This is a genomic window from Chitinophaga sp. H8 (genome assembly GCF_040567655.1).
Classification (GTDB): Bacteria; Bacteroidota; Bacteroidia; order Chitinophagales; family Chitinophagaceae; genus Chitinophaga; species Chitinophaga defluvii.
On sequence record NZ_JBEXAC010000001.1, the window covers coordinates 1250732 to 1263626 of the forward strand.

The 12895-nt window shown below is 45.4% G+C and carries 14 protein-coding genes and 1 tRNA gene; 7 read left to right on the top strand and 8 right to left on the bottom strand.

Annotated features, from left to right (window positions below; translation table 11 throughout):
• Positions 1-6: 6 nt before the first annotated feature.
• The 3 genes from ABR189_RS04765 (at position 7) to ABR189_RS04775 (ending at position 2331) form a co-directional block, all read left to right on the top strand.
• Positions 7-288 (top strand): hypothetical protein, encoded by a 282-nt coding sequence (locus ABR189_RS04765; RefSeq protein WP_354659305.1) that lies wholly within the window; start codon positions 7-9, stop codon positions 286-288.
• Positions 289-384: 96 nt separating this feature from the next.
• Positions 385-1443, top strand: coding sequence for an NAD-dependent epimerase/dehydratase family protein (locus ABR189_RS04770; protein ID WP_354659306.1), 1059 nt, complete (start codon positions 385-387; stop codon positions 1441-1443).
• Between the two features lie 6 nt (positions 1444-1449).
• The gene (locus ABR189_RS04775) at positions 1450-2331 is read left to right on the top strand and encodes an alpha-1,2-fucosyltransferase (RefSeq protein WP_354659307.1); all 882 of its coding nucleotides are present in this window, start codon (positions 1450-1452) and stop codon (positions 2329-2331) included.
• 139 nt (positions 2332-2470) lie between these two features.
• Here the strand turns inward: ABR189_RS04775 and ABR189_RS04780 are convergent, their stop codons facing one another.
• From ABR189_RS04780 to ABR189_RS04795, 4 genes are all read right to left on the bottom strand, one after another.
• On the bottom strand, positions 2471-2938 hold the full coding sequence (locus ABR189_RS04780; RefSeq protein WP_354659308.1) for an NUDIX hydrolase: 468 nt from the start codon (positions 2936-2938) through the stop codon (positions 2471-2473).
• Between the two features lie 97 nt (positions 2939-3035).
• Entirely contained in the window at positions 3036-3974 is a 939-nt protein-coding gene (locus tag ABR189_RS04785) for a magnesium transporter CorA family protein (RefSeq protein ID WP_354659309.1), read from the bottom strand.
• 48 nt (positions 3975-4022) lie between these two features.
• Positions 4023-4805 carry a diaminopimelate epimerase gene (gene dapF, locus ABR189_RS04790; protein ID WP_354659310.1) on the bottom strand — a complete coding sequence of 261 codons (783 nt, stop codon included), beginning with the start codon at positions 4803-4805 and terminating at the stop codon, positions 4023-4025.
• A gap of 57 nt (positions 4806-4862) precedes the next feature.
• Positions 4863-5738 carry a nucleoside phosphorylase gene (locus ABR189_RS04795; RefSeq protein ID WP_354659311.1) on the bottom strand — a complete coding sequence of 292 codons (876 nt, stop codon included), beginning with the start codon at positions 5736-5738 and terminating at the stop codon, positions 4863-4865.
• A gap of 196 nt (positions 5739-5934) precedes the next feature.
• Between ABR189_RS04795 and ABR189_RS04800 the strand changes: the two genes are divergently transcribed.
• From ABR189_RS04800 to ABR189_RS04815, 4 genes are all read left to right on the top strand, one after another.
• Positions 5935-6005, top strand: a tRNA-Cys gene (locus ABR189_RS04800).
• A 65-nt stretch (positions 6006-6070) separates the two neighbouring features.
• Positions 6071-6562 carry a GNAT family N-acetyltransferase gene (locus ABR189_RS04805; RefSeq protein ID WP_354659312.1) on the top strand — a complete coding sequence of 164 codons (492 nt, stop codon included), beginning with the start codon at positions 6071-6073 and terminating at the stop codon, positions 6560-6562.
• 148 nt (positions 6563-6710) lie between these two features.
• Positions 6711-7013: a hypothetical protein gene (locus ABR189_RS04810; protein WP_354659313.1), complete on the top strand. Its 303-nt coding sequence runs from the start codon at positions 6711-6713 to the stop codon at positions 7011-7013.
• Positions 7013-7672, top strand: coding sequence for an ATP-binding cassette domain-containing protein (locus ABR189_RS04815; protein ID WP_354659314.1), 660 nt, complete (start codon positions 7013-7015; stop codon positions 7670-7672). Before ABR189_RS04810 ends, ABR189_RS04815 begins: the two co-directional genes overlap by 1 nt.
• A gap of 108 nt (positions 7673-7780) precedes the next feature.
• Here ABR189_RS04815 and ABR189_RS04820 read toward each other — a convergent pair whose 3' ends face one another.
• From ABR189_RS04820 to ABR189_RS04835, 4 genes are all read right to left on the bottom strand, one after another.
• Positions 7781-8521 (bottom strand): 3-keto-disaccharide hydrolase, encoded by a 741-nt coding sequence (locus tag ABR189_RS04820; RefSeq protein WP_354659315.1) that lies wholly within the window; start codon positions 8519-8521, stop codon positions 7781-7783.
• A gap of 21 nt (positions 8522-8542) precedes the next feature.
• Entirely contained in the window at positions 8543-9859 is a 1317-nt protein-coding gene (locus ABR189_RS04825) for a Gfo/Idh/MocA family protein (RefSeq protein WP_354659316.1), read from the bottom strand.
• 248 nt (positions 9860-10107) lie between these two features.
• Positions 10108-11622: a magnesium chelatase gene (locus ABR189_RS04830; RefSeq protein ID WP_354659317.1), complete on the bottom strand. Its 1515-nt coding sequence runs from the start codon at positions 11620-11622 to the stop codon at positions 10108-10110.
• 89 nt (positions 11623-11711) lie between these two features.
• Positions 11712-12806, bottom strand: a complete 1095-nt coding sequence (locus ABR189_RS04835; protein WP_354659318.1) for a vWA domain-containing protein — start codon at positions 12804-12806, stop codon at positions 11712-11714.
• Positions 12807-12895: the final 89 nt, after the last annotated feature.

The window sequence follows — 12895 nt, forward strand, 5'->3', positions numbered from 1 at the left end:
TTCAATATGAGCAGGTTACGATTCGTGTTAAAACTGGCATTTATCTGCAATTTGTGCTTCCTGGCAGGGGAAGCTACCTATTATATTAATTATGCCGATAGTTTTGAAGGATTGGTGAAACATATCCTCATATTAGGTTTTTTGCTGGCATTTCCATTAAATGTAGTGGTCAGCCTGATTGCTACCCTGATGCTGGTAAGAGGAAAAGCGATCTGGAAAGAGCTGCCTCCCTTTGTATTTGTGACCAATGTAATCATACTGGTAGCGCAAATCCTGTTTCTTTTCTGAGGCAGGGAGTATCCCGTATTAACTTGATTTTATGATATGTTATATTATGGAATCCATATATTTGCGGGGATTTTTTTCATCATAGTAAGCAACTTTATGCAAACAGTTATCATCACCGGCTCTTCGGGATTAATAGGTAGTGAGGCATCTAAATTCTTTCATGCAAAAGGATTCAGGGTAATTGGTATTGATAATGACATGCGTTCTTATTTCTTTGGAGCAGAAGCCAGTACCAAACCCAGCCGGGTGAAGTTGCAGGATGCTTTGCCCCATTATATCCATCATGAAACGGATATCCGGAACTATACAGACATTGAAAAGATCTTTGCTGAATATAGCAGTGATATAAAAGCGGTGATCCATACCGCTGCACAGCCATCGCACGACTGGGCTGCCAAGGAGCCGCTGACAGATTTTGGGGTAAATGCTACCGGTACGCTGCATATGCTGGAAGCTACCCGTAAGTATTCGCCTGATGCTGTATTTATCTTTACCAGTACCAATAAAGTATATGGAGATACACCTAACCTGCTGCCATTGATAGAACTGGAAAACAGGTGGGAAATAGATCCGAAACATCCCTTTGCGGAGCATGGCATTGATGAAAGCATGTCTATCGATCATTCCAAACACAGTATTTTCGGTGTTAGCAAGGCAGCAGCGGATATCATGGTGCAGGAATACGGGCGGTATTTTGGAATGAAAACCGGTATTTTCCGCGGAGGATGCCTGACCGGACCTGCACATGCAGGCGCCGAGCTGCATGGCTTCCTGGCTTACCTGGTACTTTGTACGGTACATCACAAACCTTACCGCATCTTCGGCTATAAAGGCAAGCAGGTACGTGATAATATCCATAGTAAAGACCTGATCAATGCTTTCTGGGAATATTTCCAGGCTCCCCGCAGTGGTGAAGTATACAATATGGGCGGTTCCCGCTTTGCCAATATTTCTATGCTGGAAGCGATCCAGCTGATTGAAGAAATCAGTGGCAACAAATTGCAGTATACGGTGCTGGATGATGCCCGCAGCGGAGATCATATCTGGTATGTGAGTGATGTACGTAAGTTTCAGCAGCATTATCCGAACTGGAAGTATGAATATAATATGCGCCGTACCCTTACTGAAATGATTGCTGCCGCCAGTGCCAAATAAATTACTATGATCATCGTAAAATTAATGGGAGGGCTGGGCAACCAGATGTTTGAATATGCGATAGGCAGAGCGCTTAGTTTGCGTCATAGCACCGCGCTGAAAATGGATACCACCTTTTTGCTGGACAGAACTCCCCGGGAAGCAGGCTTTGTTTTCAGGGACTTTGACCTGGGCATATTTAATATAACAGCAAGCTTTGCTACGCCGGCAGAAGTAGCCGCGTTGAATAAAAAACTGTTTGACAGTAAAAAAGCAGATAAGCTGCTCCGGAAAATACTGGGCAAGCAACCTACTTATTTTAAGGAACCACATTTTGAATTTTATCCAGAAATTTTTTCTTTAGGACCAGATGTATACCTGGAAGGTTACTGGCAATCAGAAAAGTATTTCAAGGAGTACGAAGCTGTGATCCGGCAGGATTTCACGTTTAAGGCGCCTTTAAGTGCAGCGGCGGCTACCTTGCTGGCAGAGATGAATAACAGACAGGCTGTATGCGTAAATGTACGGCGGGGCGACTTTGTTACCAATGCTTATCATGGTACTACCGGACTGGATTATTATAAAGCTGGAGAAGCATTGATCGCTTCCAGCATACATACCCCACACTTCTACGTCTTTTCGGATGATGTGCAATGGTGTGAAGAAAACCTGCATTTTGACCATCCCACTACTTACGTTTCACATGCCTACGCGGGCGAAAAATTCAGGGATTACCTGCAGCTGATGACTAACTGCCGGCATTTTATCATTCCCAACAGCAGTTTTGGCTGGTGGGCTGCCTGGTTGAGCCAGCATAACGGTAAGATTGTGGTAGCACCTAAACAATGGTTCGGAGAGGGGAATGCGAATACGAAAGATTTGTTACCGCAAGATTGGGTGAAATGCTAGCTTTTAGCCTTTAGCAGTTAGCAGTTAGCTTAATGCAGCGATTGAAGGGAGCTATTAGCTTTTAGCAAAATGCAGCGATTAATGAAAGCGGCGTGGTGATCAGTATAGTTTGTTTTGACCCTTATATACCTTTTGACCCTTAGGAAGAGGCGATCAGTACAGGATTATATTTCTGTTTTACGAGATCGGCCACTACTTTATCGATGGGGAGGGTAACGCTTTCAGAAGAAAAGAGATCCCAGTCTATCCACCTGGCAGCTTCTACCTCATCCACGCCTGCCGGCACTACAAAATCGAATGGTTTGCTGAGCACAGGGGCGATAAAGGGACCTACCGCTTTTACCAGGTAATAAATAGAGATGATCTGGGATTCATTATCAAAAGCGGAGATCTGGAAGAAATCCGTGGTGTAAATATGCTCTACTACTTCTACCTGCTGGTTTAATTCTTCCACCCATTCCCGCTTGATACATTCCAGGGTGCCTTCTCCAAACTCGAGGCCGCCGCCGGGGAATTTAGTGTAGTAGCCCCCACGAATATATTCATCACTTACCAGCACCTGGTTTTGTGCATTAAATAAGATGCCGTACACCCTTACGTTAAACATGGGTTTAAGATTTTAGCTATTATCAGGAAAGGATACCGCTATCCTTGTATTGCCATAAATGTAGGAAATTACGCACGTAATTTATAGCAGTAACGGGTCAGAACCATTTCTTTTTCATGAAATACCAGCTCATGATCAAGGGGATAATGATAGACAGGATCAACGGGATATAAAAAGCGTGTTCGGTATGCTGGTAAGGAATATCCACGTTCATCCCGTAAATACTGGCCACCAATACCGGAAAGGTAAGTACAATGGTAATAGAGGTAAGCCGTTTCATCACCTGGTTCACATTATTGGAGATGATACTGGCATATGCGTCCATGGTACTGCTCAGGATGTTGGTATATACGTTGGCCATTTCCAGCGCCTGGGAAGTATCTACGATCAGATCCCGGAGAAATTCCTTTTCATCTTCATTGAGGCCCAGGAAGTTGGTGCGTTCTATTTTCATCAACAGCAGTTCATTGCTGCGTAGAGCCGTTAAGAAATATACCAGGCTTTTCTGGATACGCATGAGGTAGAGTAATTCCTCGTTCCGGTTGGAATCGTATAGTTTTTGTTCCAGGACATTCCTGCGCTGGTTGATTTCCTTCAGGTAATCGAGGAAGTTCATTACCACTTTTTCAAACACCTTGAGCACCATCATATTCCGTTTTTCAGGGCTACGGTTATGGAAGGTGTTCAGGAATTTTTTTATGGCCGCGTTATTAAATGAGTTGACCGTTAATATCTGGTTGTGGGTAAGAATGATCACAATTGGAATGGTGATGTAGTAGGCATCACTTTCGTTGATAGAGTTGTTTTCCGTGGGGGTTTTGATAACAATCAGCTTTACGTTGTCTTCCAGCTCAAAGCGTGATTTTTCATCAATATCCATGGAGTCGGTGAGGAAGTCGAGCGGAATATCCAGTTCTTCAGACAGCTGTTCAAACTCAGCTTGTTTCAGTGGCGGGGTAATATTTACCCAGGCACCGTTTTCCGGCTCTTTGATCTCTACCGTACGGGAGTCTATATTTTTAAAGTATTGGATCATCAGGCCGCAAAGGTAATGTGAAAGGGTACTTTAATTATTAATTCTTTATTAAATGTTGATATCGCCTTCAAATACCAGTGTAGCGGGGCCGCACAACCATATATCTGAGTAGGAGCGTTCACCGGTTTTGGTAAAGCGTACTTCCAGTTGTCCGCCCAGGGTTTGTACGGGGATCACGTATTCCTTGTTTTCGCCGTTTGCAAAAGTAAGGGCCGCTGCCGTAACGCCGGTACCGCAGGAGTAGGTTTCATCTTCCACGCCACGCTCATAGGTCCGGACAAAGATGCCTTTATCCATTTCCTGTACAAAGTTCACGTTGGTACCTTCTGCAGCAAACCTTTCGTTATACCGGATTTCTTTTCCTTCAGTATATACGTCTATTGCCTGCACATCGTTTACATATTTAACAAAATGTGGGGAGCCGGTATTCAGGTAAAAGTGCAGGGGGCCATTTTCTACCCAGTTTACGTCCTGCATTTTAAGGTTTACCCAGTCGGCACCCTTCAGGGTAGCTTCATGGGGGCCATCTACGGCAATGAAAGATAAATGCTCCTGTTCCAGGCCCATTTTACGGGCAAAAGCCACCAGGCAGCGGCCACCATTGCCGCACATGCTGCTTTCCCTGCCATCGGCATTATAATATTTCATTTCAAAATCATAACCTTCCCGTTGGTTCAGCAGCATCAGGCCATCGGCACCAATGCCAAAGCGCCGGTCGCACAGCTGTTTTACCTGTGCATCGGTAAGCTCGTTATACCGGCCATTACGGTTGTCCATGATCACAAAATCATTGCCGGTTCCCTGGTATTTATAGAAGTGGATATTCGTCATAATGCACAAAGGTAATATGGATAGTTGAATTGTCCATCACTGTGCAGGGAGATGCTATCAGATCCCTGCAATGATGCCCAGTGCTTTGGTGATCAGTTGCTCTACCGCCGCTGCACCATCCTTGCTGAATTCCTGCCGTACCCGGTTGGCCACAATAGCGCTGATAGAAAGGCATTGATGCCCTAATATGCGCCCCATGCCGTAGATACCGGAAGTTTCCATTTCAAAATTGGAAAAGTAGTGATCACCTTGTTTAAAAGCGGTCAGGTGTTCTATCAGGTGCGGATGGGAGAGGGCGCCTCTGAGCACTCGGCCTTGCGGACCATAAAATCCCGGGCAGGTAACAGTAATGCCTGTGTGAAATCCTTCGGTAAAATGTTGTTTTATTTCGCCGGCAGCAATGAGGTAGGGATGAACACTACCAGGTTGCAGCACTACCTGTTCGCGGATAGCCTGCAACAATTGTTTTTCTGCAGGGGTATTTTCAAACTGATAGTAGGGCAGGAGATTATCCAGGCCAAGGCCATGGGAAGAAACCACAAAGCTGTCTACCGCAATATGTTCCTGCAATGCCCCCGCAGTACCCAGACGGATAATCTGCAGGCTGGTAAGGGTAGGTTTTATGGTACGGGAGTGAAAATCGATATTGACAAGTGCATCCAGTTCATTGAGTACGATATCGATATTATCGGTACCAATACCCGTAGAAACAACAGAGATGCGTTTTTTACCCAGGTAGCCGGTATGGGTTACAAATTCGCGGTGCTGGAAGGTATGTTCCAGTTTGTCAAAGTGTTTGCTCACATTGGCCACACGGTCCGGATCGCCCACGGTAATCACAACAGGTGCCAGTTCTTCTGGTCTTACATCCAGGTGGTATACTGCACCGCGGCTGTTTAAAATTAATTCTGACTCAGCAATACGTGTACTCATATTTGTGATGATTTAATTGTTATCTTACAGTTGTTACCAGGCTGACTGCTTAAGTTTATTTGCCATATGACAAAAAAAGTGATAATTAATCCAAAAATTGATTTGGCAAATATCGAAAATTTACTACTTTTGCAGTCCCACAAAATTAATGGTTCTTATTTCGCGGGAAGCGAAGGCCGAATCAAAGATTAGCAAGGGTTTCGTGGCCGAGTGGCTAGGCAGAGGTCTGCAAAACCTTTTACAGCGGTTCGAATCCGCTCGAAACCTCCGGATAAAAGCCTTCTGAATATCAGGAGGCTTTTTGCGTTATATACACCCTAAATCATTTGTGTATGCTGGAAATTATAAAGGTGACAGCCAACGAAACAGCAGCCCTGGAGCAAGTAAAGTCTCTTTTGAGAGAGTACGTGAGCTGGTTAAATCTAGATCTTAGCTTCCAGGGATTTGAAGAGGAAATGGCCTCCCTGCCAGCTCCTTACGTAGCCCCCGAAGGCGTGTTGTTTCTGGCAAAAGTAGACGGTCAGCCTGCGGGATGTGTAGCAGTACGTTCATTTGACAATACCACTGCAGAAATGAAGCGGTTGTTTGTACGTGATGCATATAAAAAACATGGAGTAGGCAAAGCGTTGGCCAGTGAAGCGATCGCAGCGGCGGCAGAGCTGGGATATAAAAGAATGCTGCTGGATACATTGGCCCATATGCGCCCCGCAATTGACCTGTATACCGGTCTTGGATTTCAACCCATTGCAGCTTATTACGATAACCCCATCAGCAATGCAGTATATCTGTCGCTGACACTGGATAATGCCAATGAGGTGAAATAACTGACCAGGTTATTTACCAGAAAATAAAGGCCATAACTTATGGCCCGGACATCTTTTGAGTATTTTTTCTTCCCTTTTCTTTTTTTGCTTCCTGAATAAGAATATCTTGTTGTATTCAGCTTTTGTTATCCGTGCTGAATCATCTGCTATGATACGTATTCGAGGCTTATTACTTTTTTACCGCAACCTCTTCTGGCCCACTTTTATAATTACCCTTTGCTGCTGTCATATTGTAAGGATATGGGGAATCAGCACCTTAGGCCCATTGATATGGCTGAAACTGCTCTCTGATGCCCTTGCATTTTATTTTTTAAAAGTGTACCGGAGTAAGCAGTTATATTTTTTCTATAACCTCCGCCTGTCGTATACTATTTTGATCGTTTTTTCTGTAATTGCAGATCTGGCACTGTTTTCACTGGCATTATCCTTCACACAAATATTCTTACGGTAATGAATATACTGGAGGCGGATAGCATTGCACTATCATTTCAATCGCGCAATATCCTGTCCGGCGCTTATATAAAACTGGAGGGAGGCAAAATAACCGGGCTGATAGGGCGTAATGGTTATGGGAAGTCCTGTTTGATGAAAATCATTTACGGAACCCTGGAACCGGCGTTTAAAAGTGTGCGTTATAATGGCAAGCATCTTGTTAAACCTTACCTCAAAAAGGGATTGTTGCAGTATTTACCACAATTTGATTTTGTGCCGCGTCATCTGCGTCTGGAGGCCATCCTTCATATGTATGACGTACCTTATACAGCGCTGACCAGTTATTTCCCCGAGTTTGCACACCGGGGAAAGGAACGTTTGGGCAATCTTTCCGGTGGCCAGGCCAGGATCATTACCACCTTTGCCCTGATTGCCGCACCGGTTAAATTTGCGTTGCTGGATGAGCCTTTTACCCATCTAATGCCGGTACACATAGAAGTGATGCGATCGCTGATACAGGATACTGCTGCCAAGCACAAAGGCTTTTTAATAACGGACCACCTCTATGACCATATCCTGGAGTTGTGTGATGTTTATTATTACCTGGATCAGCAAACTACCCGGGCATTAACGCGGGAGCAACTACAGGAGAAAGCTTATTTTACCAGGAAGGAATAAATGAAGTGGGCTGTTGAGCAATTGAAAAGAAATGGCTAATTAAGAAGGCCTGGTTTATTTGCATTGCAAACTAACCAGGCCTTTAATATTCAATGAGGATGGCGCTGTTTACAGCGGACGGATCCAGATATTACGGAAGCTTACCGGATCGTTGTGATCCTGTAGCATAATGGATCCGGCGCCATGTTGTTCATAAGCTGGTTTGCCGATGTACAAGGTAGGGCCATCCAGGGATACATTGTTTTGTACCAATACGCCGTTTTGCAAAACGGTAGCACGGGCCGGAGATTTCAGTGAGCCATCTGCATTAAAGCGGGGAGCAGTCCAGATCACATCATACGTTTGCCAGGCACCGGGTTTTTTGCAGGCATTTACCAGTGGAATTTTTTGTTTGTAGAAACTGCCGGCCTGACCATTGGAATAGGTACGGCTATTGAAGTTGTCCAGCACCTGGAGTTCATAGCGCTCCTGCAGGAAGATGCCGCTATTACCACGTCCCTGGCCTTCTCCTTTTACCACAGCAGGAGTAGCCCATTCGATATGCAGTTGAAAATCTTCAAACTTTTCTTTGGTTTTGATCATACCACCACCTTTGACTACTGTCATAGCGCCATCTTTCAAGATCCATTTGATGGGATTGCCATCTTCAGATGCCCAGTTGTCAAAGTTTTTGCCATTGAATAAAACGATCGCATCAGAAGGCGCTGTGTTAGTAGCGTTGCCAGGAGTGATAACCTTTGGAACGGGTTCCCATACTTCTGTATCTTCCGGTTTCATTTGCTGGTTGTTTTGTGCCAGCACACTTAAGGAGAGCATCAGGCATGCTGATGATAAAATAAAAAAGCGCATTGTATGATAAGTGTTTAAGTATTATAATCCAGGAATTTTATATCCGTTGTGATAGGCCGCCGCCAGGTATTTATTGGCATCTGCGTCTTTAAACCTGCCTTTAGCAGCATCCCAATAGATCTTTTTACCGGTTTTATAGGCAATATTACCCATCTGGGCGTTGGTGGCTACGAGTGCTCCCACCTGGATAGAGGCGTGGAGGTCGTCCAGTTTACGGGATTTAATAACTTCGATAAAATTTTTGGTGTGGAGGTCGAGTCCATTGTCGACTGCTTTTCTTCTGGGCACAGCTTCCATTTTACCTTTTTCCGGAATAACTTCCCATCCGCCTCTGTCGAGCACCAGCGTACCATTGTTGCCAATGAAGGCAATACCGTGGTCTCTGCCATAGGGGCCACCATCAATGCCGGTGGCATGTTCCCATTGAATATTATAGCCTTCAAATTCAAAGACGGTAGTGAGGGTGTCCGGTGTTTCTGCCGCATCATCCGGATAAGCGAATTTTCCACCTGCCGCCATAATAGACTTAGGGTATTGGGATTTCATTCCCAGCAGTGCATAGTCGAGCAGGTGCACGCCCCAGTCGGTCATCAGGCCGCCCGCATAGTCCCAGAACCAGCGGAAATTGAAGTGAAAGCGGTTTTCGTTGAAGGGGCGTTTTTGAGCAGGTCCCAGCCAGCTGGTATAATCCACACCTGGCGGAGGGGCGGAATCAGGATGTACCGGAATGGATTTCATCCATCCCATATAGGCCCAGGCTTTTACCAGGCGTATTTGTCCCAGTTGTCCGGAGTGTACAAAGTCGATTGCATCTTTAAAATGCTGCTGGCTCCGTTGCCATTGTCCCACCTGTACTACCCGGTTGTGGCGTTGCTGGGCAGCCACCATGGCGCGGCATTCCATGATAGAATTGCCGATAGGCTTTTCTACATATACATCCTTTCCTGCAGCGCAGGCATCCGTCATCATCAGCGCATGCCAATGGTCGGGTGTACCAATCACTACCGCATCAATATCCTTATCTTCCAGCAGCTTACGGTAATCACTATACGCTTTTACCTTTATGCCTTTTTGAGCCAGTTCTGCCACCCGCTGGTCCAATACATTTTTATCCACATCACACAGCGCCACACATTGGGCTTCCGGGTTTTTCAGGATGGCCGAAATATCTGCCCAACCCATACCTTTAATACCAATAGCTCCGAAATTGAGCTTATCGGATGGAGATACCTTTTTAAAGGGCATGCCCTGCAATCCCGCCGGCAACACTGATGCAAGACCAGTACCTGCCATCAGCGCGGAAGCGGTGACCAGGAATTTTCTTCTGGAGTGATTCATGGTAAAAGAATGTTTGCTGGTTATCGTGGAATTAATGTCAGGGAAACAAGATAATGAAAAAAGCAATAATTCTTAGCTATTAGCTTTTAGCTGTTAGCTGTTAGCTCAAATGCAGCGAAGACTAGCAATTAGCCTTTAGCCGTTAGCTTTTAGCCTAAATGCAGCGAAGAGGGTGTGTTTTACTGGCAGCAACTTTTGTAATACCCGCGGCATTAAAGCTAATGGCTAAAAGCTAATAGCTAACAGCTTTAAAAAGCGTCTTCTTCCTCCGCCTCTTCATTGCCCATGTTAAAGTTCATCATGGTACCCAGGAGGTCGCTGAAGCGGGTTTCATTTTCTATTACTTTTTTGCTGATCAGTGAATAGGCAGCCAGGCCATGTAGAACAAATTCCATCAGCAGCAGGCTTTCCTTGGGATTAGCATGTGGGAACCTGGTTTTGATCAATTCTTTCAGGCCATCTACCTTCTGGAGTACACTTTCGTACTGTTTATCGCTTACATCCTGGAGCAGCTGTACCGCATTGCCTTTGTCAAACCATTGAATAACAGCGCGGTAAGGGTTTTCGCCTGCTGCGGCTGCCTGTTTACGTTTTTTAAAGGAATCCGGATTAGGGAAATATTGTGCAAACAGGGTGCGCATCGACTTATCCAACAGATTTAGTGCCACCTGCAAAGGTCCTTCCTGTTCCCCTTCATATACCAGCTCTATTTTGCCGGTAATAGCGGGGATAATACCCTGGAGGTCGGCAATACGTACATACGTTTCTTTTTCTTTATTGAGAATGGCCCTGCGTTCGCCTGCACTGACAGCATTCTCATATGCTGCAATAGTGAGCCGGGCAGAAACCCCACTTTTTTTATCTACATATTCACTGTTTCTGGCCTCAAATGCTACCTGCTCTATCAGGCGTTTTACCATATCAGCAATATGGATCTTACCTGTCTGGTCTTCATGGATATCCGCTTCCTGTTCAGTGATGAGCAGGGAGTTTTCCATATTTTTCGGATAGTGGGTAATGATCTGGCTTTCGATCCTGTCTTTAAGTGGTGTAACGATAGCCCCTCTGTTGGTATAGTCTTCCGGGTTGGCCGTAAAAACAAACAGGATATCCAGCGGCATTCTCACTTTAAAGCCACGGATCTGTATATCCCCTTCCTGTAAAATGTTGAAAAGGGACACCTGGATACGGGCCTGGAGATCAGGCAGTTCATTGATCACAAAGATGCCCCGGTTGGAGCGGGGGATAATACCGAAGTGGATCACCCTTTCGTCCGCATAGCTCAGTTTCAGGTTGGCCGCTTTGATCGGGTCGATATCACCTACCAGATCGGCCACAGACACATCTGGCGTAGCCAGTTTTTCACCGTAGCGTGCGGTTCTGTGCAGCCAGGTGATGGGTGTTTTATCGCCCATTTCTGCGATAAGATCCCGGGCATAGCGGGAGAGGGGGTTAAAAGGATCATCGTTCACCTCTGAGCCGGCTACTACGGGGATGTATTCATCCAGGAGGTCTACCATCTGGCGTGCCATACGGGTTTTTGCCTGTCCGCGTAATCCCAAGAACAGAATATTATGACGGGAAAGTATAGCCCTTTCCGTATCGGGGATAACGGTATCCTCATAGCCGATAATGCCGGGGAAAGTGGTTTCCTTTCTTTTAAGCTTATTGACCAGGTTTTGCCTGATTTCTTCTTTAACAGTTTTTGGTTTATAGCCGCTCTTTTTCAGTTGTCCTAAAGTGCTGATGCTAGTAGTATCCATGCGTATAACAATTACGAATTATTAATGGTAATGAAGCCTTGCAGGTGAACCATCTGGCCGTTGCCCTGCTATGTACAGACCGCTGGCAGTTATAACAGTTTTCTTTTCCCGTTTTCAAAATCATAGAACAGGAATTGTCCCAGTTTATCTGTACCGGAGAAGAAGGCTTTGCCGTTATTGGTTTCCGTGAATTCCTGGACAAACTTTTGCAGCCAGGGATCTGTAGCCACCATAAAGGTGGTAATCGGTATTTTAAGTTTTTTGCATTGTGCCGCCAGGTTCAGTGTCCGGTTTAATATTTTCCTGTCGAGGCCAAAGCTGTTTTTATAGTATTGTGCACCTACTTTCAAGCAGGTAGGTTTGCCATCGGTGATCATGAAGATCTGTTTGTTGGGATTTCTCCGGCGGCGGAGCAGATCCATGGCCAGTTCCAGACCGGCTACCGTATTGGTATGGTAGGGGCCTACCTGGAGGTAAGGCAGGTCTTTTATCTCCACCTGCCAGGCATCATTTCCAAACACGATAATATCCAGTGTATCCTTGGGATAGCGGGTGATGATCAGTTCACTCAGTGCCATAGCCACTTTTTTGGCAGGAGTGATTCGGTCTTCCCCATAGAGGATCATGGAGTGGGAGATATCTATCATCAGCGCGGTGGATGTCTGGGTTTTAAAATCAGTTTCCCTGATTTCGAGATCATCCTGCTGGATAGAAAAGCTTTCTACGCCGTGATTGATCTGTGCATTCCGGATGGAAGCGGTAATATCGAGCTGATCTACCCCATCGCCAAACTCGTAGGGTCTGGTTTCTGCATTTGATTCATCGCCCATGCCGGATTTACGGATATTATGATTGCCTGCAGCAGATTTTTTCAGTTTGCCGAAGATTTCTTCCAATGCACTTTTCCGGATGGTTTGTTCCGTTTTGGAAGTAATATTCATCTGGCCGTTTTCTTCATTTTCTTTGATATACCCTTTGTCTTTCAGGTCTTGTATGAAGTTGCCGATACCATATTCTTTATCTGTCAGGCTGTATTCTTTGTCAAGCTCTGTGAGCCATTGCAGGGCTTCCGCCACATCTCCGCTGGTGTAGGTAAGCAATTGGGTAAAAAGGTCCAACAACTTCTTAAAAGGTGGCTGCTTGTTTTCATCAGGTTGGAACCTGGAAAAGTTAAATCCTCTCATAACACAAACTCTAACCTAAATTACGCAATAGTTTTGAAGAATTGCTGTATAGGTGGGATAGTTCCACCAGCGGAGTGGTTGTTTTGGGT